This is a genomic window from Burkholderia sp. Bp9099 (genome assembly GCF_003857805.1).
Lineage (GTDB): Bacteria > Pseudomonadota > Gammaproteobacteria > Burkholderiales > Burkholderiaceae > Burkholderia.
In genome coordinates this window covers 145,205-168,377 of the sequence record NZ_QTPU01000017.1, presented here as the reverse complement: position 1 = coordinate 168,377, position 23,173 = coordinate 145,205, and the positions used below count along the sequence as shown (strand labels likewise).

22 protein-coding genes and 2 pseudogenes are annotated in these 23,173 nt (G+C 67.0%); 13 read left to right on the top strand and 11 right to left on the bottom strand.

What is annotated here, in order from left to right:
- Positions 1-33: 33 nt before the first annotated feature.
- Positions 34-687 carry a TetR/AcrR family transcriptional regulator gene (locus DIE17_RS21300; RefSeq protein WP_124666762.1) on the top strand — a complete coding sequence of 218 codons (654 nt, stop codon included), beginning with the start codon at positions 34-36 and terminating at the stop codon, positions 685-687.
- 211 nt (positions 688-898) lie between these two features.
- Here DIE17_RS21300 and soxR read toward each other — a convergent pair whose 3' ends face one another.
- Positions 899-1,375 (bottom strand): redox-sensitive transcriptional activator SoxR, encoded by a 477-nt coding sequence (soxR, locus tag DIE17_RS21295; RefSeq protein ID WP_044846696.1) that lies wholly within the window; start codon positions 1,373-1,375, stop codon positions 899-901.
- A gap of 79 nt (positions 1,376-1,454) precedes the next feature.
- On the opposite strand from soxR, the gene DIE17_RS21290 reads away from it, so the two are divergent.
- From DIE17_RS21290 to DIE17_RS21275, 4 genes are all read left to right on the top strand, one after another.
- Positions 1,455-2,681, top strand: coding sequence for an efflux RND transporter periplasmic adaptor subunit (locus tag DIE17_RS21290; RefSeq protein WP_124666761.1), 1,227 nt, complete (start codon positions 1,455-1,457; stop codon positions 2,679-2,681).
- 13 nt (positions 2,682-2,694) lie between these two features.
- Positions 2,695-5,868 (top strand): efflux RND transporter permease subunit, encoded by a 3,174-nt coding sequence (locus DIE17_RS21285; protein ID WP_124666760.1) that lies wholly within the window; start codon positions 2,695-2,697, stop codon positions 5,866-5,868.
- Positions 5,865-7,361 (top strand): efflux transporter outer membrane subunit, encoded by a 1,497-nt coding sequence (locus DIE17_RS21280; protein WP_124921279.1) that lies wholly within the window; start codon positions 5,865-5,867, stop codon positions 7,359-7,361. The genes DIE17_RS21285 and DIE17_RS21280 overlap by 4 nt, the downstream gene beginning before the upstream one ends.
- Before the next feature lie 465 nt (positions 7,362-7,826).
- Positions 7,827-9,344: a purine-cytosine permease family protein gene (locus DIE17_RS21275; RefSeq protein WP_260439259.1), complete on the top strand. Its 1,518-nt coding sequence runs from the start codon at positions 7,827-7,829 to the stop codon at positions 9,342-9,344.
- Between the two features lie 189 nt (positions 9,345-9,533).
- Here DIE17_RS21275 and DIE17_RS21270 read toward each other — a convergent pair whose 3' ends face one another.
- Positions 9,534-10,289: a glucose 1-dehydrogenase gene (locus tag DIE17_RS21270; RefSeq protein ID WP_124921277.1), complete on the bottom strand. Its 756-nt coding sequence runs from the start codon at positions 10,287-10,289 to the stop codon at positions 9,534-9,536.
- Positions 10,290-10,332: 43 nt separating this feature from the next.
- Complete coding sequence (locus DIE17_RS21265) at positions 10,333-10,866, bottom strand: VOC family protein (RefSeq protein WP_124666757.1); 534 nt, start codon at positions 10,864-10,866, stop codon at positions 10,333-10,335.
- A 308-nt stretch (positions 10,867-11,174) separates the two neighbouring features.
- Here DIE17_RS21265 and DIE17_RS38045 point away from each other — a divergent pair.
- A pseudogene (locus DIE17_RS38045) lies at positions 11,175-11,411 on the top strand (MFS transporter); the annotation flags it as partial.
- A gap of 150 nt (positions 11,412-11,561) precedes the next feature.
- The gene (locus tag DIE17_RS21255) at positions 11,562-12,812 is read left to right on the top strand and encodes an MFS transporter (RefSeq protein ID WP_124666756.1); all 1,251 of its coding nucleotides are present in this window, start codon (positions 11,562-11,564) and stop codon (positions 12,810-12,812) included.
- A 265-nt stretch (positions 12,813-13,077) separates the two neighbouring features.
- Here DIE17_RS21255 and DIE17_RS21250 read toward each other — a convergent pair whose 3' ends face one another.
- Entirely contained in the window at positions 13,078-13,554 is a 477-nt protein-coding gene (locus DIE17_RS21250) for a nuclear transport factor 2 family protein (protein WP_124666755.1), read from the bottom strand.
- Between the two features lie 259 nt (positions 13,555-13,813).
- Here DIE17_RS21250 and DIE17_RS21245 point away from each other — a divergent pair, with 259 nt between their 5' ends.
- Positions 13,814-14,200 carry a winged helix-turn-helix transcriptional regulator gene (locus DIE17_RS21245; protein WP_124666754.1) on the top strand — a complete coding sequence of 129 codons (387 nt, stop codon included), beginning with the start codon at positions 13,814-13,816 and terminating at the stop codon, positions 14,198-14,200.
- A gap of 297 nt (positions 14,201-14,497) precedes the next feature.
- Here the strand turns inward: DIE17_RS21245 and DIE17_RS21240 are convergent, their stop codons facing one another.
- Positions 14,498-14,872: a YXWGXW repeat-containing protein gene (locus DIE17_RS21240; protein ID WP_124488197.1), complete on the bottom strand. Its 375-nt coding sequence runs from the start codon at positions 14,870-14,872 to the stop codon at positions 14,498-14,500.
- A 612-nt stretch (positions 14,873-15,484) separates the two neighbouring features.
- Between DIE17_RS21240 and DIE17_RS21230 the strand changes: the two genes are divergently transcribed.
- The gene (locus DIE17_RS21230; RefSeq protein WP_044846708.1) at positions 15,485-16,591 is read left to right on the top strand and encodes a porin; all 1,107 of its coding nucleotides are present in this window, start codon (positions 15,485-15,487) and stop codon (positions 16,589-16,591) included.
- A 186-nt stretch (positions 16,592-16,777) separates the two neighbouring features.
- Here the strand turns inward: DIE17_RS21230 and DIE17_RS21225 are convergent, their stop codons facing one another.
- A complete protein-coding gene (locus tag DIE17_RS21225) occupies positions 16,778-17,176 on the bottom strand; it encodes a GreA/GreB family elongation factor (protein ID WP_044846709.1) in 399 nt (132 codons plus the stop codon).
- Between the two features lie 514 nt (positions 17,177-17,690).
- On the opposite strand from DIE17_RS21225, the gene DIE17_RS21220 reads away from it, so the two are divergent.
- Positions 17,691-18,020, top strand: a complete 330-nt coding sequence (locus tag DIE17_RS21220) for a DUF4148 domain-containing protein (RefSeq protein ID WP_044846710.1) — start codon at positions 17,691-17,693, stop codon at positions 18,018-18,020.
- A gap of 153 nt (positions 18,021-18,173) precedes the next feature.
- Here DIE17_RS21220 and DIE17_RS21215 read toward each other — a convergent pair whose 3' ends face one another.
- The gene (locus DIE17_RS21215) at positions 18,174-18,635 is read right to left on the bottom strand and encodes a CBS domain-containing protein (RefSeq protein ID WP_044846711.1); all 462 of its coding nucleotides are present in this window, start codon (positions 18,633-18,635) and stop codon (positions 18,174-18,176) included.
- 177 nt (positions 18,636-18,812) lie between these two features.
- Between DIE17_RS21215 and ribA the strand changes: the two genes are divergently transcribed.
- Complete coding sequence (gene ribA / locus DIE17_RS21210) at positions 18,813-19,463, top strand: GTP cyclohydrolase II (protein ID WP_044846712.1); 651 nt, start codon at positions 18,813-18,815, stop codon at positions 19,461-19,463.
- Between the two features lie 256 nt (positions 19,464-19,719).
- The gene (locus DIE17_RS21205) at positions 19,720-20,289 is read left to right on the top strand and encodes a GNAT family N-acetyltransferase (protein ID WP_124921275.1); all 570 of its coding nucleotides are present in this window, start codon (positions 19,720-19,722) and stop codon (positions 20,287-20,289) included.
- Here DIE17_RS21205 and DIE17_RS38040 read toward each other — a convergent pair.
- A pseudogene (locus DIE17_RS38040) lies at positions 20,274-20,640 on the bottom strand (VOC family protein). The gene DIE17_RS21205 and the pseudogene DIE17_RS38040 overlap by 16 nt on opposite strands.
- Between DIE17_RS38040 and DIE17_RS38035 the strand changes: the two are divergent.
- Positions 20,590-20,712, top strand: coding sequence for a hypothetical protein (locus DIE17_RS38035; RefSeq protein WP_260427875.1), 123 nt, complete (start codon positions 20,590-20,592; stop codon positions 20,710-20,712). The pseudogene DIE17_RS38040 and the gene DIE17_RS38035 sit on opposite strands and share 51 nt — an antisense overlap.
- 332 nt (positions 20,713-21,044) lie before the next feature.
- Here the strand turns inward: DIE17_RS38035 and DIE17_RS21195 are convergent, their stop codons facing one another.
- The 3 genes from DIE17_RS21195 to DIE17_RS21185 form a co-directional block, all read right to left on the bottom strand.
- Positions 21,045-21,806, bottom strand: a complete 762-nt coding sequence (locus tag DIE17_RS21195) for a hypothetical protein (protein WP_124921274.1) — start codon at positions 21,804-21,806, stop codon at positions 21,045-21,047.
- Between the two features lie 52 nt (positions 21,807-21,858).
- Positions 21,859-22,470: an acyl-homoserine-lactone synthase gene (locus DIE17_RS21190; protein ID WP_124921273.1), complete on the bottom strand. Its 612-nt coding sequence runs from the start codon at positions 22,468-22,470 to the stop codon at positions 21,859-21,861.
- 209 nt (positions 22,471-22,679) lie between these two features.
- The gene (locus tag DIE17_RS21185; RefSeq protein ID WP_124921272.1) at positions 22,680-23,123 is read right to left on the bottom strand and encodes a DUF4902 domain-containing protein; all 444 of its coding nucleotides are present in this window, start codon (positions 23,121-23,123) and stop codon (positions 22,680-22,682) included.
- Positions 23,124-23,173: the final 50 nt, after the last annotated feature.

The following is a 23,173-nucleotide window of genomic DNA, read 5'->3' as shown; positions in this document are numbered from 1 at the left end:
GGCATTCGATTCATTCAACGGGAGCAGGAAAACGTGGCTGAAGTCACTGAGCGCGCGCCGTCGAAGCGGCGTACGCGCGGGCGGCCGCTGGCGGAGGCGTCCGTCGGACCGGACGTGATATTGCGGGCCGCGCGCCGCACGTTCGCGAAGCGCGGCTACGACGCGACGAGCGTGCGCGAGGTCGCGCGCGAGCTGGGCATCGACGCGGCGCTGATCGCCCATCATTTCGGCGCGAAGGAGACGCTGTGGCTGGCTGTCGTCGAGCAGATCGTCGACCTGGCCGAGCCGCTGTTCGACGCGTTGCGCGCGCTGCGCACGTCGTCATTGCCGCATCGCGAGCGCGTGCGGCGCGCGATCGAGCTGTGCGTCGATCACGAGTTCGCGGAGCCGGACATCGGCATGTTCTTCTCGACGGCAGCGACCGAGGAGGGCGGGCGGCTCGACTGCCTGCAGCAGCGGATCGTGCGCCCGTATCGCGACGCGATGTTTCCGCTGCTGGCCGACGCGGTCGCGGCCGGCGAGATCCGCCCGGTCGATCCGAACGTGCTGTTCTTCATGATCGCGAGCGCGGTCGGCACGACGGTGTCGTACAGCCACATGATGCTGGAGTTCACGTCGCTGCCCACGCGGCAGGAGGCGTTCCGGCAGGCCGTGCTCGACGTCGCGCTCGGCATCCTGAGCGTCTGAGCGCCGCGCGCGACGCGAAGCCGGCCGGCGCGCCGGCGCGATTGACCTTACGCCGGGCAGGGCCCGGACTGCCATTGCTGCCAACCGGCAACGTCTGGGCAGACTGGCGCCCTCACGGGCACGGCGATCGCGGTGAGCGGCGGGGCGGGCGAGTCGGGTGACGCGGGACGCCGGCGCGGCATCGTGCATCGCGCCGGCCGCCGCGCGTGCGTCAGTCGAGATCGGGCGGCGTATCACCGAGCCAGCGCCGTGCGCCCGGCCCGTTGCGTCCCGCGCGGTCCTCGGGATTGGTCAGCTTGCAGCGCTTCAGCGACAGGCAGCCGCAACCGATGCATTCGTCGAGATTGATGTAGAGCCGCTGCAGTTCCTCGATCCGGTTCGCGACGCGCTGTTTCCAGCCGCGCGACAGCCGCTGCCAGTCCTTGTTGGTCGGCGCGGTGTCTTCCGGCAGGCTTACGAGCTGTTCGGCGATCTCGTCGAGCGAATAGCCGATCTTCTGCGCGAACACGATGAACGCGATCAGCCGCAGCACCGCGCGCGAATAGTGGCGATGGCTCGAGCCGTTGCGGTGCGACTTGATGAGTCCGCGCGTCTCGTAGAAACGCAGCGTCGATGCCGGCACGCCGCTGCGCGCGGCCACTTCGCGGATCGACATCAGCGGCCATTGCGGGATTTCGTCGATACCCATGACGCCCTCCGGGAAAGCTTGACTTGAAGTTAACTTCAACTTTTATGCTACGCGGCAGTTTAACCCGTCGCGAGGCATCATGCTCTCCTTATCCCTACGCAGGACCTCGCCTTTGGGCGCGGCCTGCGCACTGCTGCTGGCGTTGTCGGGCTGTCACGACGGCAAAGGCGAAACGGCGGCCCAGCCGCTTCCCGAAGTCGGCGTGACGACCGTCGCGCCGCGCACGATCCGCCTCGCGGACGAATTCAACGGACGCGTCGAAGCAGTCGACGCGGTCGAGCTGCGGCCGCGCGTGAGCGGCTATCTGCAGCGCATCGCGTACAAGGAGGGCGACCTCGTCGCGCAGGGCGCGGTGCTGTTCGAGATCGATCCGCGTCCGTACCGGATCGCGCTCGACCGCGCCAACGCACAGCAGCAGCGGGCGCGCGCGGCCGCGAGCCTCGCCGATGTGCAGCTCAAGCGCGTGCGGACACTGATCGATGCGCATGCAACTTCCCAGGAGGAACTCGACAACGCGCGCGCGACCGCCGAGCAGGCGCGCGCCGACCTGCGGGCGGCCGATGCGGCCGTCGCCGACGCGAAGCTCAATCTCGGTTTCACCGAGGTGCGTGCGCCGATCGCGGGGCGCGTCGGCCGGGCGATCGCGACCGCCGGAAACCTCGCGCGCGCCGACGACACGCTGCTCACGACCGTCGTGTCGCAAGACCCCGTCTACGTGTATTTCGACTGCGACGAGCAGAGCTACCTGCGCTACAACGCGCGGCGCGCCGACCCGAAGCATCGCGCGATCGGCGCCGATCCGGTGCGCGTGGGGCTCGCGAACGAGACGGGTTTCCCGCACGCGGGCACCGTCGATTTCCTCGACAACCGGCTCGATCCGCAAACCGGCACGATTCGTGCGCGCGTGCGGCTGCCGAACGCGGACCACGCGTTCACGCCGGGCCTCTATGCGCGCGTCCAGCTCGTCAGCGGTCGCGACCAGGATGCGCTGCTCGTCGACGACAAGGCGGTGCTCACCGACCAGGACCGCAAGTACGTGTACGTGATCGGCGCCGGCGACAAGGCGCTGCGTCGCGACGTCACGATCGGCCGTGCGCTGGACGGCGAGCGGATCGTCGAGAAGGGGCTGGAGCCGGGCGATCGCGTGGTCATCGACGGCGTGCAGCGGATCTACTATCCGGGCGCGCAGGTGAAGCCGAAGGTGCTGCCTGCACGCGCGGATGCGGACACCGCCACCGGCCCGGGCAGCGACACGCAGGCCGCAGCGGTGGCGGTGGCCGACGCCGGCGCGCCGGCCGCGCGGTAACGGGAGGCCCGCAATGGATTTCTCCCGCTTCTTCATCGACCGGCCGATTTTCGCGGTCGTGCTGTCGATCGTCATCTTCGCGATCGGCCTGATCTCGATCCCGATGCTGCCGGCCGGCGAATATCCGGAAGTCGTGCCGCCGAGCGTCGTCGTGCGCGCGACGTACCCGGGCGCGAACCCGAAGGAAATCGCCGAATCGGTCGCCGAACCGCTGGAAGAGGCGATCAACGGCGTCGAAGGCATCATGTACATGAAGTCGGTCGCCGGTTCGGACGGCAGCCTGCAGGTCGTCGTCACGTTCCTGCAGGGCGTCGATCCCGATACGGCCGCCGTGCGCGTGCAGAACCGCGTGAGCCAGGCGTTGTCGCGCCTGCCGGAGGAGGTGCGCCAGTACGGCGTGACCACGCAGAAGCAGTCGCCGACGCCGCTGATGTACGTGAGTCTCTATTCGCCGGACAACAGCCGCGATTCGCTGTACCTGCGCAACTACCTGACGCTGCACGTGAAGGACGAGCTGTCGCGCCTGACCGGCATCGGCGACGTCGGCGTGTACGGCTCAGGCGACTACGCGATGCGGCTCTGGCTCGACCCGAACCGGCTGGCGTCGCGCGGGCTGACCGCGAGCGACGTGATCGCCGCGGCGCGCGAGCAGAACGTGCAGGTGTCGGCCGGCCAGCTCGGCGCGGAGCCGACGCCGAAGAAAAACGACTTCCTCGTGTCGATCAACGTGCGCGGCCGGCTGCGCACCGCGCAGGAATTCGGCGACATCGTGCTGCGCAACGGCGACGACGGCCAGGTCGTGAAGCTGTCCGACGTCGCGCGCATCGAGCTCGGCGCGGGCGACTATACGCTGCGCTCGTACTTCAACGATAAGCATTCGTCCGTGGTCGGCATTTTCCTGTCGCCTGGCGCGAACGCGCTCGACGTCGCGAAGGCGGTGTATGCGAAGCTCGACGAACTGTCGAAACGATTCCCGCCGGGCGTCGCCTATCGTCCGGTGTGGGACCCGACCGTGTTCGTGCGCGAATCGATCCGCGCGGTGCAGCACACGCTGATCGAGGCCGTCGTGCTGGTCGTGCTCGTCGTGATCCTGTTCCTGCAGACCTGGCGCGCGTCGATCATTCCGCTCGTCGCGGTGCCCGTGTCGGTGGTCGGCACGTTCGCGTGGCTCTACCTGCTCGGCTATTCGATCAACACGCTGACGTTGTTCGGGCTCGTGCTCGCGATCGGGATCGTCGTCGACGATGCGATCGTGGTGGTCGAGAACGTCGAGCGCAACATCGCACAGGGTTTGAGCCCGCGCGACGCCGCGCACCAGGCGATGCGCGAGGTGTCGGGGCCGATCGTCGCGATCGCGCTCGTGCTGTGCGCGGTGTTCGTGCCGATGGCGTTCATGTCGGGTGTGACGGGCCAGTTCTACAGGCAGTTCGCGGTGACGATCGCGATCTCGACGGTGATCTCCGCGGTGAACTCGCTGACGCTGTCGCCCGCGCTCGCCGCGAAACTGCTGCGTCCGCACGGCGCGCCGAAGGATGCGTTGACCCGCGTGCTCGACCGCGCATTCGGCTGGCTGTTTCATCCGTTCAACCGCTTCTTCGAGCGCAGCTCCGATCGCTATCACGGCGTGGTCGCGCGCACGCTGAAGCGGCGCGGCGCGGTGTTCGCGGTCTATGCGGCCTTGCTCGCCGCGACCGCGCTGCTGTTCAACGCGGTGCCGGGCGGCTTCATCCCCGTGCAGGACAAGCTGTACCTGTTCGCCGGCGCGAAGCTGCCGGAGGGCGCGTCGCTCGCCCGCACCAGCGCGGTCACCGAGCAGATGACGAAGATCGCGCTCGGCACCGACGGCGTCGAGATGGTCCCGGCGTTCGCCGGGCTGAACGCGCTGCAGGGCGTGAACACGCCGAACATCACGAACTCGTACGTGATCCTGAAGCCGTTCGACCAGCGTCACCGCAGCGCCGCGCAGATCAACGCGGACCTGAACGCACGCTTCGCGGCGATCGGCGGCGGCATCACCTATGCGCTGATGCCGCCGCCGATCCAGGGCCTCGGCAACGGTTCGGGCTACTCGCTTTACCTCGAGGATCGCGGCGGGCTCGGCTACGGTGAATTGCAGAAGGCACTGACGGCGTTTCAGGCCGCGGTCGCGAAGACGCCGGGGATGAGTTATCCCGTCAGTTCGTACCAGGCGAACATCCCGCAGCTGGAAGTGAAGGTCGACCGGCTGAAGGCGAAGGCGCAAGGCGTCGCGCTCACCGACCTGTTCAACACGCTGCAGGTCTATCTCGGCTCGATGTACGTGAACGACTTCAACGCATTCGGCCGCGTGTACCGCGTGATGGCGCAGGCCGACGCCGGTCACCGGCAGACGGCCGCGGACATCGCGAACCTGCGCACGCGCAACGCGAAAGGCGAGATGGTGCCGATCGGCTCGATGGTGACGGTCGCGCCCGCGTATGGGCCGGACCCGGTCGTCCGCTACAACGGCTATCCGGCCGCGGACCTGATCGGCGACGCCGATCCGAAGGCGATGTCGTCGTCGCAGGCGATCGCGAAGCTGCAGCAGATCGCGAAGGACGTGCTGCCGCCGGGCATCACGCTCGAATGGACCGATCTCAGTTACCAGCAGGTCACACAGAGCAACGCGGCGATCGTCGTGTTCCCGCTCGCGGTGATGCTCGTGTTCCTGGTGCTCGCGTCGCTGTACGAGAGCTGGACGCTGCCGCTTGCGGTGATCCTGATCGTGCCGGTGTGCATGTGCGCGGCGCTGTTCGGCGTGTGGCTGTCCGGCGGCGACAACAACGTGTTCGTGCAGGTCGGTCTCGTCGTGCTGATGGGGCTCGCGTGCAAGAACGCGATCCTGATCGTCGAGTTCGCGCGCGAACTCGAAATCCAGGGCAAGGGTGCGATCGCGGCGGCGCTCGAGGCATGCAGGCTGCGGCTGCGCCCGATCGTGATGACGTCGGTCGCGTTCATCGCGGGCTCGGTGCCGCTCCTGATCGGCGGCGGCGCGGGCAGCGAAGTGCGGGCCGCCACCGGCGTCACCGTATTCGCGGGGATGCTCGGCGTCACGTTGTTCGGGCTGTTCCTGACGCCCGTGTTCTACGTGGCGATCCGCAAGCTCGCGCGCGGCACGCCGGCCGTGTGGAGCGAACAGCACGGCACCCTGGAAGGAGAAAACCGATGAGCGCTGCATTCCGTCTTTCCGCGCTCGCGCTGTCGGTGACGCTCGCCGCGTGCGCGGTCGGCCCCGATTTCAAGCGGCCCGATACGGCGAGCGCCGCGCGCTTCGCGCGCGACGCGCATGCGACCACGCCCGATGCGTCGCCGCCCGTTGCGTCGGCCGCTGCCGATGCCGCGTTCTGGCGCGGCTTCGGCGACCCGGCGCTCACGCAGCTGATCGATGCGGCGCTCGCCGCGAATCAGGACCTGCAGGTCGCCGTATCGCGCTACGACGCATCGAACGCGCTGCTGTCGCAGGCCGCGTTCGACCGCTATCCGACGATTACCGCGAGCGGCCGGATCGGCCATCAGCTGACGAGCAGGGACCAGGCGTTCGGCGCGCCGCGCAGCCAGCGCGATACGCCGATCTCCAGTGTCGGGATCAATGCGGCGTGGGAACTCGACCTGTTCGGCCGCGTGCGCCGCTCGATCGAGTCGCAGCGGGCGGAAACGGCTGCGAGTGCGGCCGACGTGCGCGCGGTGCGTGTCGCGATCGCGGGCGAGGTCGCGAGCACGTACGTGGATCTGCGCGGCTCGCAGGAGCGGCTGCGGATCGCACGCGAGAACGCCGACAACCAGAAGCAGACGCTCGCGCTGATCAATGCGCGCGTCGGCGCGGGACGCGGCTCCGAACTCGATGCGGCGCGGGCGCGCGCGCAGTACGAATCGACGACGTCGCGGATCGCCGTGTACGAAGCGGCGATCGGCGTCGACGAGCATCGGCTCGCGGTGTTGACCGGGCAGACGCCGGATGCGCTGATCGGCCGGTTCGACATCCCGAGCGCTGCCGCATCGAAAGGCGCGCCGGTACCGCTGCCGGCGCTTGCAGCCGACATCGATCCCGGCACGCCGGGCGACCTGCTGCGCCGCCGCCCCGATGTCGCTGCCGCCGAAGCACGGCTGCACGCGGCGACCGCGCGCGTCGGCGTCGCGACAGCCGACCTGTTTCCGCGCTTCACGCTGTCGGGGCTGCTCGGCAGCGCGACGAGCAGCTACGGATTCTTCCGTGCGGGCAGCGATACGAACCTGATCGCGCTCGGCATCGACTGGTCGTTCCTCGATGTCGGCCGCGTGCGCGCGCGGATCGCGGCGAGCGACGCGGACGCGGCCGGCCAGCTCGCGCAGTACCGGCAGACCGTGCTCGGCGCGCTGGAGGAAACGGAGAACGCGCTGCTGCGTGTCGCCCGCACGCGGGAGGAGACCGCGCACCTCGTGCGCGCGGCGGACGACAGCGCTCGCGCGGCACAGCTTGCACAGACGCGCTTCTCGGCCGGTGCGATCGACTACTACGAAGTGCTCGACGCGCAACGGACGCTGCTGCAGGCGCAGGACGCGGCGGCCGACGGGCGGATGCGCAGCGCGGCATCGACGGTCGCGCTGTACAAGGCGCTCGCGGGCGGCTGGCCGTCGGAAACGGCGCAGCGGGCACCCGGTCCGCTCGCGCGATCGGGGGAGTAGGGCGAGGGCGCGGGTCGCGCGGCGGGAAGGGACGTCGGGTTCGCCCGCCGGGCGATCGACTTCGCATCGCCGGGTAGGCGCCTGCGTCGTCGTTGCCGGCCCGCAACGGCGTCGCACGGACTGACGACGGTCGATGCCGCGCCGGTCTCGTTGATCGGCATGGCACTCCGTGCGCCTGCCTTGTAGCGATGCCGGCCGTTCGGCAGGGCCGGATCGCCGGCCGGCTCGCGCGCCGGCGGCGGCCCGGCGCATCGGTCGGCGCACCTTGCATCGCCCGGGCCGCCCGCGCGGCGCGCCAACCGGTCGATTCCCCGTCGCGAAACATTGTTCTGCCTCGTCGTAAACGTCTCGAATGCGTGATATTTGCGCTGCCCGATCCGGTTTAGAGTGGCCGCAAATCGATGACGATGTGTCGTATGGCCTCAGTCGCGGGCCGTACCGATGCACCAGAGGAGCTGGAGACAAATGACTGAAGGCAGGATCACCCAAGTCGAATCGTTCGGTTTCGAGCGTATTCCCGACGTATCGCGCTATGCGCGTCCGATCGATCTGTTCCGGTTGCTGTTCGGCGGCTGCAACACGTTTTCCACGTCGGTGCTCGGCAGTTTTCCCGTGCTGGTCGGGCTGTCGTTCAAGGCCGGCATGTGCGCGATCGTGCTGGGCGTGCTCGCCGGCACCTGCATCCTCGCGCCGATGAGCCTGTTCGGCCCGCGCAATGGCACGAGCGACCCTGTGTCGTCCGGCGCGCATTTCGGCATTCACGGCCGGATCGTCGGGTCGTTCCTCGCGCTGCTCACGTCGATCGCGTTCTTCTCGCTCGCGGTGTGGAGCTCGGGCGATGCGCTCGTCGGCGGCGCGCACGACATGGTCGGCGTGCCGGTCAACGGCTTCACGCTCGGCGCCGCGTACATGGTGTTCGCGGTGCTCGTGCTGATCGTCTGCATCTACGGCTTTCGCTTCATGCTGTGGGTCAACAAGATCGCCGTGTGGGCGGCGAGCCTGCTGTTCGTCACCGGCCTGTTCGCGTTCGCGGGGATGTTCGACGTGAACTACGCGGGCACGCTGAACCAGGGCAGCGCAGGCTTCTGGGCCGCGTTCGTCGGCGCCGTGCTGGTCGCATTGAGCAACCCGGTGTCGTTCGCGTCGACGCTCGGCGACTGGGCGCGCTACATTCCGCAGCAGACGCCGAAGCGGCGCGTGATGGCCGCCGTGTTCGCCGCGCAGATCGCGACCTTCGTGCCGTTCTTCTTCGGGCTCGCGACCGCGACCATCATCGCGTCGAAGGCGCCCGCGTTCATCGCGTCGAACGACTACGTCGGCGGGCTGCTCGCCGTGTCGCCGCGCTGGTTCCTGCTGCCGATGTGCCTGATCGCGATCATCGGCGGGATGTCGACCGGCACGACCGCGCTGTACGGCACGGGCCTCGACGTGTCGAGCATGTTCCCGCGCTTCCTGAACCGTGTGCGCGCGACGCTGCTGATCGGCACGATCGCGATCGCGTTCATCTTCGTCGGCCGCTTCTGGTTCAACCTCGTCGAAAGCGTCGCGACGTTCTCGACGCTGATCGACACGTTCAGCTGCCCGTGGATGGCGATCATGGTGATCGGCTACGTGACGCGCCGCGGTTACTATCTCGCGGACGACCTGCAGGTGTTCAACCGCGGGCTGCGCGGCGGCCACTACTGGTTCACGCACGGCTGGAACCTGCGCGCGATGGGCGCGTGGCTGCCGGCGGCCTTCATCGGACTGTCGTTCGTGAACCTGCCGGGCCAGTTCGTCGGGCCGCTCGGCAACCTCGCGGGTGGGCTCGATCTCAGCGTGCCGGTGTCGCTGGTGGTCGGCGGGCTGCTGTATTTCGTGATGCTGACGGTGTATCCGGAAGCGGAGGGCGTGTACGGCCCGCGCGGACGTTTCCTCGTGCGCGGCGGCAGGCAAGCGGCGCGCGGTGTCGGCGCCCCGGCGATTCAGCCGAAGGGGTATTGAGCGCAGCCTCGCGCGTCGCTGCGCGCTGGAAATACCGGTGCCGCCGCGCGGGAGATCCGCCGGCGGCATGGTTGTTTCAGGATGCCGGGTTGTATGCGCGTATGGAAGGCCGCTCCTGACTTCTCCCTCGCGCGGCTGAAAATGACAGCACCCGCCGGGCAGGCGGGCGTGTGTCGACTCCGCTGCGGATCAGTGGAACGTGCTGCCCGCGAGCATCCCGCCGTCGACGATGAATTCCGAACCCGTGCAATACGCGGATTCGTCGGACGCGAGGAACAGTACGAGGCTCGCCACCTCGTCGGGTTTGCCGATACGCGCGATCGGCAGCCCGCTGTAGATCGATGACGAATCGAAATCCGCGTATTCCGGCGGGCGTGCCATCACGGTGTCGATGCCGCCCGGATGGACCGAGTTCACGCGGATCCCGTAGCGGCCGAACTCGAGCGCGGCGGCCTTCGTCATCCCGCGCACCGCGAACTTGCTCGATACATACGCGCTGCCGCCGGCCACGCCTTCCATCCCGGCCGTCGACGACACGTTGACGATCGAGCCGCCACCCGCATCCTTCAGCGCGGCCAATGCCGATTTCATGCCGAGCCAGCAGCCGACCTGGTTCACGTCGATCACCTTGCGATAGTCGTCGAGCGAACAGGACTCGATCGGCACGAGCTTCAGGATCGCCGCGTTGTTCACGAGGATGTCCAGCCGCCCGAAATGCGCGAGCGTCGCATTGACGGCGGTGCGCCAGTCGTCTTCGTTCGTCACGTCGAGATGCTGGTAGCGCGCGGCGTCGCCGAGTTCGGCCGCGACGCGCCGGCCCGCGTCGTCCAGCACGTCGGCGATCACCACGCGTGCGCCCTCGGCGACGAACCGGCGTGCCTCCGCCTCGCCCTGGCCGCGGGCGCCGCCCGTGATCAGCGCTACCTTGCCTTCGAGTCGTTTCATCCTGTTTGCTCCTGTGAGTGAAGGGGGACGCGCGCGGGCCCGCTCAGGCGGCGGCCGACGCGTCGATGATGCGGACCGGATCGGCGCCGTCCCAGGTATGCGCTTCGGCGATGCCGTGCGCGATCATCGCGCGCATGCCTGCACCTTCGATCACTTCGACGCGCACGCCGGGATCGTCGGCGTCGTCGAGATAGGCCACGCGCGTGGCCGGGTTGCGCGCGTCGAACACCACGCGCATCCCGCGCGCCGTAAGTTGCGCGACGGCGGCATCGAGATCGTCGACCACCCATGCGACGTGATGCAGGCCCGCGACCAGTTGTCCGTGCGCATCGCGGTACGGCGACGGCGCGTCGTTCGTCACGTGGATCAGTTCGATCTGCAGATCGGCGCGATACGCGAGCCCGACATCCATCGTGACCGTCGTCGCTTCGCCGAGGCAGCGGCCGTCGAGCCGCACGTTGCGGAACACGGTCCACGGGCCGACATCGTGGCGGGCGCGCCAGCGCGCGATGCTGCGGTCGAGATCGGCGACCACATAGCCGATCTGGTCGATGGGGCCGAGGATAGGGTCGTTCATGGTGTCTCCGTGGCGGGCGCGGCGCCGTTTCGTGCGGCATCCGGCGCGCGATGAATGACGGTCATGATGGCAACAAAGGCGGCGCGGCGTGCCGTCCAAACGGACTAGCTGCACGCTATGCGGACGCCGCTCGGCGCTGCATCGCTGACGACGGATTTGCGTACAGGGCAGGACGAGCGAGGAAGGCGAGGAAGGCGAGGAAAGCGCGGAAGCAGGAAAGCGGCAAGCGGCAAGCGGAGAAGCAGGGAAGCAGGGAAGCAGCAAAGCAGCAAAGCAGGGCGGAGCCGAAGCTGACGAAGCGCGTAAACCGGACGAGATCGACCGGCGTCGCGCTCGCGTACAACGTTGCCGTGATGGTGTTCGGCGGTTTCGCGCCGTTCATCGTCACATGGCTGACGCGTGCGAGCGGGTCGCCCGTCGCGCCCGCGTGGTACATGCTGTTCGCCGCATCGTTCGGGCTGGCCGCGAGCGTGTTCATGCACGACGGCGCGCCGTGCGTGCTCGCGCGCCGGCAATTCTCGGGCGAGCCGCTGAGCGCCAAATAGTCGTTCGCCATTCGGGGCGATCAGCCATCGGCCCGGGCGGCATGCGGCGTATCGGCGCCGCCGATGGTTAGCATCGCGGACAGCGGCCTACCGGGGCCGCCGCCCGCTCGTTACGCTTGCGCGATCATCCACTCTGTCCGGAAGGTCGCCATGTCCCGGCTCGACTACACGCTGCTCGGCCCCTGCCTGCTCGCCATCGCGATCGACGCGATGGGGTTCGGGCTCGTCTACCCGATGATGTCCGCGATCTTCAGCGATCCTCACGCGGGCATCCTGCCGGCCGACGCCGGCGAACACGCGCGCAATTTCTACCTCGGTGTCGGCTACGGGATCTATCCGCTCTGCATGTTCTTCGGCTCGTCGCTGATGGGCGAGTTGTCGGACCGTTACGGCCGCCGCCGAACCCTGCTGCTGTGCGTGCTCGGCCTTGCTGCCGGCTATGCGCTGATGGCCGCCGGCGCGTGGCACGGGAGCGTCGCGCTGTTGCTGGCCGGCCGCGGGCTCACCGGTTTGATGGCAGGCTGCCAGGGCATCGCGCAGGCGGCCATCACCGACCTGAGCACGCCCGGGAACAAGGCGTACAACATGAGCATCATGTCGCTCGCGTTCAGCGCCGGCGTGATCGTCGGCCCCGTGCTCGGCGGCGTCACGTCCGACCGGACGATCTCGCCGCTGTTCGACTACGGCACGCCGTTCGTGCTCGTCGCCGCGCTGTCGCTCGTGTGCGCGTTCTGGACCTGGGCGTCGTATCGCGACACGGCCGCGCCGCGCAGCGACACGCGCATCGATCCGCTGCTGCCGCTGCGGATCATCGGGGAAGCCGCACGTCAGCGCAACGTCGCGTTCCTGTCGGTGGTGTTCTTCCTGATGCAGGTCGGCTATGGACTCTACCTGCAGACCATCATGCTGCTGCTGCAGGCGAAGTTCGGCTATACGAGCGCGCGGCTCGGGCTGTTCAGCGGCGTGATCGGCATCTGCTTCGTGTTCGGCCTGCTGTTCGTCGTGCGGCTGATGCTGCGCGTGTGGCGTGTGGTCGACATCGCGAAGACGGGCCTGCTCGTCGCGGGCCTCGGCCAGATCGCGTCGGCACTGTTTCCGCACGAGCCGGTGCTGTGGGCGCTCGCGATGGTGGTCGGCTGTTTCGACATGGTCGCCTACACGACCATGTATACGGCGTTTTCCGATGCCGTCAGCGAGGACCGGCAGGGCTGGGTGCTCGGCGTCGCGGGCTCGGTGATGGCCGTCGCATGGGTCGTGACGGGCGCGCTGACGAACCTGCTGCCGGTATTCGGCGAGAGCGGGCTGCTGCTGATCGGCGGCGTGGGCTTCCTGCTCAGCTTCGTGATGATGGTGGGCTACGGGCGCAAGCAGGCCGGCGGGCGCGCGGCCGCGCTGTCGTAGACGGTTGCGCGCAGGTTGGCCCGATCCGGTCGGACGTTGTCCTGCGGGCCGATGTCGCGCGTGACCGCGCGGCCCGACACTGGCGCCTCGCGGTCACGACGGGTCAGCCCACGGCGGCAATCTGGCGCGGGGCCGCGTGCGGCGACGTGCTGACGACCGGGCAGGTGCTCGCGCTCGATGTCGCACGACGCATGCGTGGCCGGTGCGCTGGCCGCGTTCAAGCGTGCGAAGCGGTCGGCCGCGCATCGGCGCGCGGCCCGCCCGGTCAGAACATCGTGTTCCCGTTCGCGGCTTTTTCGGGCACCGGCTGGATCACGTCCCAGTGCTCGACGATCTTGCCATCCTTCACGCGGAAGATGTCGACCACCGCTTCGCCGCGATCGCCCGGGCGCTCGGTCGCGTGCACGTGCAGATAGACGAGGTCGCCGTCGGTCGCGCTGCGGACGATCTGCGCGCGCGATTGGGGGTTCTTCTGGAACGCGCCGACGAAGTACGACACGAACGGCTTCTTGCCGTCGGGCACGTGCGGGTTGTGCTGCTTGTAGTCGTCGGCGACGACGGCGGCAGCCTCGAGCGCTTCGTGCTTGTTGAAGAAGCGGTCGTAGAACGTCAGCACGAGCTGGCGGTTGGCTTCCTCGGCGGCCAGGTCGCGCGCGGCCGGGCCGGCGGCCGGCGCGGCGGTCGATGCGGCAAGCAGGACGAACGCGGCAACGGTACGGACGGGCGAGCGGAGCGATGACATGCGGCAGGTTCCTTGTCTGGAGATGCGTGGACGGACGCGCGGTGCGTGGTGTGCGACTGCGGATGACGCCGATCGTCGTCATCGGCGGCGACGGGGTGCCGGTGGTGCGCGTGCGTATGCTTCGTAGAACTGGCAAGTCCGCTCGGCCATCGAGTCGATCGAATGGTACAGTTGCCGCGAACCCGTCACAAGAAGTCACCACGGTGTGAACAGGTCACACCGCGGTGACCGTGCATTGCCCGTGAAAGAGAATCCCGTCATGTCGTTTCCGTCCGCCGACGAATCCGTCGAACTCGATCAGCCGTGCCCGATCCGCGATGTGCTCGACCGCATCGGCGACCAGTGGAGCCTGCTCGTGCTCGAGGCGCTGTCCGGCGGCACGATGCGTTTCAACGAACTCGCCCGTGCGATCGGCGACGTGTCGAAGCAGATGCTGTCGCGCACGCTCAAGCGGCTCGAGCAGGACGGCTTCGTCAGCCGCACGCTGTATGCCGAGGTGCCGCCGCGCGTCGAATATGCGCTGACGGACCTCGGGCGTTCGTTCCTGACGCCGATGCACGCGCTGATCCGCTGGGCCGACGAACATCATCGTGCGATTTGCGCGGCCCGTCGCCGCGCGCGCGAGCAGGAAAGCGGCGGGCGTTGAGCAGCGTGCGTCGTGTGGTCGCGTGACGACCGGCGACAGGATGCGTGCGTTGCGGCAGCAACAGATGATTTCGTTATCCGAACGTTTCGAGGGCGCTGCTTTCGCGTGCGGTGTCGCGAAGGGCGCAACGCACGCGTGGCGATCGGCGTTTGAGGGGTGCCGACGACCGTCGTGACCGGGGCGAGCGCGATCGGCATCCGCCCGGTCGGTCAGCTCGAATGCAGACAGGGCGGCGTGTCGATCGGCAAGGGCGCGGAAGCGGCGGCTTCGCGCCGAGCCACGGCCGGCGCGGACGACTTAACGCCAGGTGCCGTCGACGTAGACCCACACTTGACCCTGGCGCCGCCAGTATCCAGGTACCCACCTGCGCCCGGGGCGGCGGGCGACCCAGCGTCCGGACACCCATATATAGTGGCCGCGCTGCCAGCGCCAGTAGCCGTCGGTCCAGACATAGCCGTGCGGCCGTGGAGGCGGCGGCCGGCGATCATGCCGCGGTGCAGGCGGCGCGAAGCCCGGGCGATCGGAATAAGGCGGCCTGCCGTGGCCGGGAGGCGGTCCCGGCGGCCGGTACCCGGGTGGGGCGGGCTGGGCCGAGGCGGTACGCAGCCAGCCGCCGGTGGCGGCGAAGGCGGCGGTCAGTCCGACGGCGCGCAGCAACGAGCGTCGATTCATGGCGGGTCCTCTATATATGTTGTCGGAGCCGCCTTACATTAGCCTGCCGGTCCCGCAGCCGGGTTACGCGGGCCGTTAAGGCTGTTACCGCATGTCACGGCGGCCCGGCGGCACCCAGGGTGCCGCCGCCGATCTCCCTGTTGCAGTTGGCGCCGACGGCCAATGGGGTCGGCTACGGCCGCGCGGCCGAATGTTTACCGTTCAGTCGCTGCGTTTTAGGCGGCCAGACCCAACATTTGAGATTGTTTTGGGTAAAAATTACCGTTTTCGTGTGGTTCCATCGATTCCGTTTGTTGTTTCTATGCAACCGTCAAGACGATGACACGAAAGAATGGTGGGATGAAAGCCTCCAAAAAATATCCGTCAATAGGTCAAAAAAAGACGTTAAAACAAATACTTATAACGCGTCCCCACTTTCATTATTTCTAGTTCTGGAAAAGCTTATTTCTTTATTTGCAGATCGCGCCCCTAGGGTACACCCCTAAACTCACGGTTCCCAAACGGGCAACTATCCGGGCGCGGCCAGAAGGACCGATGGCGCTCCCGGGCGGTTGCAGACCGTTTATGAACAAGGTCGCGAGACCTGCCTCTTTTTAGAAGGGAGCTCCACGAATGAACAAGACTCTGATCGTTGCAGCAGCTGCAGCATCGTTCGCTACCGTCGCTCACGCGCAAAGCAGCGTCACGCTGTACGGCGTGCTGGACGCAGGCATCACCTACCAAAGCAACGTCCAGAACGCAGCTGGCCAAGGCAAGTCGCTGTGGTCGATGGGTTCGGGCATTGACCAGAGCCGCTTCGGTCTGCGTGGTTCGGAAGACCTCGGTGGCGGCCTGAAGGCAATCTTCACGTTGGAAAGCGGCTTCAACATCGGCAACGGCAAGTTCGCGAACAACAACGGCATGTTCAACCGCCAGGCTTTCGTCGGCCTGTCGAGCCAGTACGGCACGGTTACGCTGGGTAAGCAGTACGACTCCGTCCAGGACTACCTGGCACCGCTGACCGCAACGGGCTCGTGGGGCGGTACGTACTTCGCTCACCCGTTCAACAACGACAACCTGAGCACGAACGGCGGCTACTCGGCCAACAACACGATCAAGTTCGCAAGCGCGAACTACGCTGGCCTGCAATTCGGCGGCACGTACTCGTTCTCGAACAGCACGAACTTCGGCAACAACCGTGCTTACAGCGGCGGCGTGTCGTACCAGTACCAAGGCCTGAAGCTGGGTGCAGCTTACTCGCAAGCGAACAACCCGAACAACAACGGCACGGGCGCAGTTGACTCGTCGTCGGCTCTGTTCAACGGCCAAGGCCGCCTGCGCACGTACGGCGCGGCTGCTGCATACGCATTCGGCCCGGCGCAAGTTGGCGCAGCATGGACGCAATCGCGTGTCGACAACCAAGCTAACGGCGCGGCTACGTTCCACGCTGACAACTACGAAGTCAACGCGAAGTACAACCTGACGCCGGCTCTGGGCCTGGGCGCAGCGTACACGTACACGAACGCGAAGGTTGCTGGCGAAAGCACGCACTGGAACCAGTTCGGCCTGCAAGCTGACTACTCGCTGTCGAAGCGCACCGACGTCTACGCACAAGCTGTGTACCAGCGCGCTGCGAAGAACGGCGTTGGCGCATCGATCTACAACGGCGACGTCAACACGCTGCCGAGCTCGTCGATCAACCAAACCGCAGCAACGGTTGGTCTGCGTCACCGCTTCTAAGCGTGACGGCTGGGTAACCAGCTTCGCTGTATCGAAAAAGGCGCCTTCGGGCGCCTTTTTTTTCGCCCGCCACATCAGCGACGCGGGCTGCGATGACGCTACGTATCGCCCGGACGCAAAAAAGCGAGGCACTGAGCCTCGCTTTTTGCTTGGTATGGCCGACATGTGCGCTGCCGGCCGGCAGCATCAGCGCGTGTATTCGCCGTTGGCTTCCGGCTGGAACACGATCGCGGCGACCTTCATCAGCCTTTCGGCGCCGCTCGGCTGCAGCACTTTCACCAGCTGACCGCGTTGCGTGCCGAGCAGCGCCATGCCGACCGGCGAGAACACGTTCAGGCGGCCGAGCTCGAGATTGGCGGCGTCCGGATAAACAATCGTCCAGGTGGCCTGTTCCTGGGTCGCTTCGTCGAGCAGTGTGATCTGCGAGTTCATCGTGACGACGTTTGCCTTGATGGCGTCCGGTTGCACGATGTCTGCGCGCTCGAGCAGCGTGTCGAGCATCGTCTGGAAGCGCGGGTTGTGTTCGGCGTGCTTCTCGAGGCGAGCAACGTCGAGTTCGGTCAACTGGTAAAGGCGTTGTTTCATGGCAGTTCTCCAAATGATCGGCATGGGGCAGGCGGGGCGTGCCTATGGGGATCGCCCGGAGCCTGTCTGACCTGGCTCCGGGAAGGAGACCGAGCCGTCAGATCAGGCGCCGGGCAGGCGCGAGCGGCGCCTGGGCCGTGCGTCGAGCGAGGGGATGCGCCGGCTGGCCGGCGCGCACGCGCACGCCGACCGGGCCAGGCGGCGAAACCGAAGCGAGCATGGGCGCGTGCATGGTGAATGGGGTGTCGAGAGGTGAATAAAACCTTACGATTCTACAACACAACCTTCCGGATCGGTGCTTCGGCTGTCGGCCTTTCGTCAGGCATTGTTGTGAAAATGATTTAAGTAATAGCGATCGCGCACGGTGACAGCGGTCGATTTTTTCCGAAAATGCAACGCTGTATGTTCAAACCAAGGGTTTCCCCTTGGTATCGCCAGCACTACACTTGATCCATCGCTTCAGACAGTCCCGCCGGGAGCGACGTCAAAAGAGAACATATTTCGGAGGTCCACCATGAAGTCGATCATCTACGCAGCGATCGCTGCATCCGTTCTTGCCGCCCCGATCGCATCGTTCGCACAGTCCGAGCAGGGCTTGACTCGCGACCAGGTTCGGGCCGAGCTCGTGCAACTCGAACAGAATGGCTACAAGCCGCTCGCGAGCGATTCGCAATATCCGGACAACATCCAGGCCGCGGAACAACGGATCCAGCCGAACCAGCCGATGCTCGCCCAAGCCGATACGAGCGGTTATGGTGCGGTGGCGACGGGCGCAGGCCAGTCGGGCCGCCGCATGACGCATGAAGCCGCGAATCCCGTGAACTCCGTCTACTTCGGCAACTGAACATTCCCGGGTCTGCCCGAGCACAGCATGTGACCGACGGGACGCGCGCCGCTTGCGCGCGTCTGCGTCAGCAGAGCAGAACCTCCGTCGCCGCATTCCGGCGGCTTTTCCGCCCAGACGCTCGCGCGTTTGGGCCTTTTTCGCTGGGGCGGATCAGGCGGACGTGACCGTCGGGGTGCCGTGGATATAGTGTTCCAGCTGGCTGATCGTGAATTGCTGGTCGGCAATCACGCTCTTCACGAGGTCGCCGATCGAGATCAGGCCGATCAGCTTGCCGTCCTGGATGACGGGCAGGTGGCGCATCCGGTGCTCGGTCATCAGTGCCATGCACTCGTCGGTGGATTGCGACGGTTCGACGTAGCGCACCTTGGCCGTCATGATTTCCTCGACGCGGGTGGCTTTCGACGAACGGTCCTGCAGCACGACCTTGCGCGCGTAGTCGCGCTCGGTGACGATGCCCGCGATGTCGTCGCCGTCCATGACCAGCAATGCGCCGATTCCCTTTTCCGCCATCAGCTTGATGGCGTCATAGACGAAATCGGCTTTCTTGACGGTGTAGATCGTGCGGCCGGAATCCGGCTTGGCTTTGAGAATTTGCGCGACAGTCGTGCTCATTTGCTTTCTCCGTGTGCGGGACGATGCAGGGAAGGCAGGGCGTGATGCGCGGCACCCGACGGGCCCAGTATAGCCGGGCCTGCTGCGGCAGTCGCGTGACGTTTCCAGATTAGCGGTAAACTCCGGTCACGCACTATCCACACAACTCCTACATTCCAGATCGTTTCGATTGAATTCATGATGTCTTCGCGTCCCCAATCGCCCACGCAGGGCAATGGCCAGGCAGACGAGTGCGTGACGCTCGTCGCCACCGCGTCGCTGCCCACGCGCTACGGTACGTTCACGTCGTACGCTTTCCGCGTATCGGGCAGCGATGCTGAACATCTCGCGCTCGTGATGGGCGACGTCACCGGCGAGCAGTCCGTGCTCACGCGGCTGCATTCCGAATGCCTGACCGGCGACGTGTTCGGCTCCTTCCGCTGCGATTGCGGCGAGCAGCTCGATCTCGCGCTGCGCTACATCGCGGCGGAAGATCGCGGTGTGCTGCTGTATCTGCGCGGCCACGAGGGGCGCGGCATCGGCCTGAGCAACAAGATCCGCGCATATGCGCTGCAGGAGCAGGGGCGCGACACCGTCGAGGCGAATCTCGACCTCGGCCTGCCCGACGACGCTCGCGAATACGATTCGGCCGCCGCGATCCTGCGGATCCTCGGCGTGACGTCGGTGCGCCTGATGAGCAACAACCCGAAGAAGTTCGACACGCTCGTGAAGCACGGCATTCCCGTGTGTGAACGCGTGGCGCTCGCCGTGCCCGTGCGCGAGGAAAACGAGCGTTACATCCGGACCAAGCAGGTCAAGTTCGGGCATTACTTCGAAGAAAACGAGTAATCGCGTTCGACGCGGGGGCGCCCGATCGGGCGTCGCGCTCATTCCGTGAACGCCGGACGGGACGATGCGTCCCGCCGCGTTCAATTCCCGTCGCCGGTTCTCGTGACTGTCGCCGCTGGTTGCCGGCGCAGCTGACGAGCGCGATTGCTTCATCCCTCCGGTTCGCCTTCGAGCTCGCTCCTGCGTTACGAGAACGGTGTACGCGGCCCGACGCACCCCATGCCTTCTGCACCTCCCGATCACGGTTGATCCGCCATTGAAGATAGAAACCGAACGTTTGACGTTGCGTCGCTGGCGGCCGGGCGATGCCGGTGCGCTGGTTGCGATGCACGCGGATCCCGATGTGACCGCGTGGCTGGCGCGTGGCCCGATGTCCTTCGATGAGGCGGAGGCCGTCATCGCACGCTTCGAAGCGCATTTCGAAGCGCACGGTTTCGGTGTGTGGGCGATCGAGCGCCGTGCGGATGGCGCGCTGATCGGGCTCTGCGGGTTGTCGCGTGAAGTTCGTGACGAGCATCCGATGGCGCCGTGCGTCGAGATCATGTGGCGCCAGGCTCGCACATCGTGGGGGCATGGCCATGTCGCGGAAGCGGCCGCTGCGGTATTGGTCGACGGGTTCGGCCGTGTGGGGCTCGGCGAGATCTTTGCATGGACGGCTGCTGCCAACCAGCGATCGCAGCGTGTTGCGCAGCAACTCGGGATGGCGCGGCAACCGATGCGCGATTTCGAGCATCCTGCGTTGCCGCCGGGGCATGCGCTGCGACCGCATGTGGTGTTTGTCGCGCACGCAGCATCCGTTCGTCCCGATGATTACGTCAGCGCGTAACGTGCCCCGGGCACGCTTGCCCGCTCACGCCGCTTCGCGTTCTGCAGCACGATCCGGTAGCCGTCGGCGTCCTCGAACGTCTGTCCGGACGCATCCCAATATGGATTGAACGATGTCGCCCGCATGAAGCCGTGCGCGACTGCGCGTGCGCACGCGGCTTCCCACGCCCGGCGGTCGGGAAGATAGAAGACGATCAGGTCTTCGGGGCGGCGACGGGGCGACCGGATGCGCCGGACAGTGCGTGAATTCAAAGTGGTAATCGAGTCCTTCGCGTCCCAGTATCACGCCGGAGAAACCGTCGTGATCGTCGAAGCGCGCGAGCACTGCTGGCTCGAATGCGTCGCGGTACATGTGCTCGGTTCTGGCGAGGTCGGCGACGGGGCGCGCGATGCGCAGGTGGGCGTGCATGACGATGTCGGCTAGGGGGGGGAGCGATTCGTCGATGCCGCCGGGCAGGCGCGGGCGCGCTGCTGGCAGGGGGCTTTGATGTGTCCCCGATAAATTATCGTAGGCAAGAAAAAAGCCCGCTACTGGAGCGGGCTGAATCCATGTTTGGAGACATGGAGGAGACGGATGTAACTTTAAGGGAAAACCCGAGGGATGGCAAGCCCTAGTTGTAATTGTGCAACGCAGCGCCGCCGGCTTTTCTGACCAGGCTGGTGCTGCACGCCATCCGGCCGTCGCGGGCGTTCCGCCGTGTCCTGCCGAACAGCCGACGCGCCGTCGGTGCGGCGGCCGTCGCGTATCCGTCGCTCCTACATCGCGCCTGCCCGCGCGTGCGCGGCAAACGCGCCGAACCGCTCCTGCGCAACCGGCACCGCGTACTTGTTGCGCATTTCCGTCTCGATCCACGCGCAGGCCTCGCGCGCGCAGTCGGTCAGCGCATGCCGCGTCGCGTGTCCGTCGATGTCGTAGACGAAGCGCACGCCCACCTCGTCGTCGGCGACTTGCCGTTGCAGCTGATTGAGCTGCAGTTGCGGCCCGTGTCGCTGCGACAGCGCGCGCAGCTCGTCGAAGTGATATTCGAGCCAGTCGGCAAAGAATAGCGCGTCGCTATGGCAGCGCAGACGGAACGCCGCACTACGCGACGGACGCTGCGCGCCGCCGCCGGCGGCCTGCGGCTCGCCGTTCGGCGCGATGGCCGCGTCGACGGGCGCAAGCGGCTGCCCGGTCTGCCGGTACGGTTTGCGGTCGCGCAGTGCGTGCCACAGCAGTTCGTCGCCGGCGGCACCGGACGGCTGCATCGTCAGGTCGCGCCGGCCGTCGCCGACAGCGGCGACGTCGCGGATCACGAGGCGCAGCGAGCAGAGCGGCTCGTCCGCCACCAGCAGTGTCGCCGTGCGCGGCAGCCCGCACACGAGCGGCGCGGCACCGGCGGCCCGGAACACGAGCCCGCGGCGATCGAGCCGCACGAGCGGCAGCGGCCGCGCAAACGTCGGGTAGGCGACTGCGACGCGGGCGCCGCCGGCGCCCGTCAACCCGGGCATCATCGCGCGAAAGACCTGAGACTGGTCCACGGTGGTTCTCCTTCGTTACGATGCCGCCCGGCCGGACTACGCGCGTTCCGGCTCAGGCGGCGATGGCTTGCCGGGCAGCCCGTCCCGGCTCGATTCCTAGTGCGGCAAACGTTTGCGGATCGATGTCGATCCAGCACGCGACAACCAGACGACCGTCCACCTGTTTCGGGGGACCTGCCCGGTGCGCGTGCACGCCGATCCGGCGGAACAGCCGCTCCATGCTCGCGAACGTCACGCCGATCAGCTGCCGCGCGCCCCGTTGCGCCGCGCATTCGACGACCGCGGCGAGCATCGGGCGGACGGCCCACTCGGCATTGCCCGGACCGCCTTCGTCGTTGCCGGTCGCCGCGAACCGCGACAGCTCCCAGACGGCAGCCGATTGCGGCAGTGCGACGTCCTCGGCGATCAGGTCGGCGAACAGCGACTTCAGCAGATACGGGCGGGTGGTCGGCAACAGGCGCGCACATCCGCACACTTCGCCGCCGGCATTTCTCGCGAACACGTAGACGGTATCGTCGCGATCGAACTGGTCGCGCTCGAAACATTCGTTCGCCGACGGGAGCGCCCAACCGAGCTGTTCGACGAACACATGGCGCCGATAGCGCCCGAGATCCGCTGCAAGTTCGTGTGGTAACCGCCCTTCATCGTGAACGAAGGTCCGCATGGTGTCCTCGGATCGGTACTTTGGTATGCCCGCATTACATCGCGCGTCCCGAGGAGGCGGTAACTGGTAACTCTTACAGGGTGAGGCCGCGCCGACACCATTCGACCGGTGGTAACGGTTTCTTGATCGGCGGGATTGAAATACCGGCGGCTTTTGCTTATAAAGAGCGCCAGTCTTGCGGAAATGTCAGACGAAAGCGCGGCCGGTTGTCACTGGAGCACGGGACCGGCATGATAGACGTCGTTGCGACCGAGCAATGCCGACGCAACCGCGGCCGGCCAGTCGATGTGTGCGAGCCGCGCGGCCAGCACGGTGGCGGTGCGGAACATGCCGAGGTCGGCGCCGGTGGCGTCGACGGCCATGATGTTGCTGCGGACGTCGCCGCCCGCGATCGCGAACGTGCCCGTCGCGCGCTCGAGATACCAGTCCCAGCCGACCGTCAGGTACGCGAGGCCGGCACTGGCCGGGCGGTGCCATTCGGTGTAGCCGGCCAGGCGCGCGTCGACGGCGCTGTCGCGCAGCTCCGCGAGCAGCGATGCATCGAGGCCGCTCGCGACATGGTCGAGCGCGAGCGCGGCCAGCGCGCTTTCGGACAGGCGCACGTAGCCGTCCGGAGACGGGCCGCGGACCGGGTGCAACAAAGGTGAAGTCATGCGCGGAATGTATCAGCCCCGAACCGGCGCTGGCACCTGACAGGTATGAC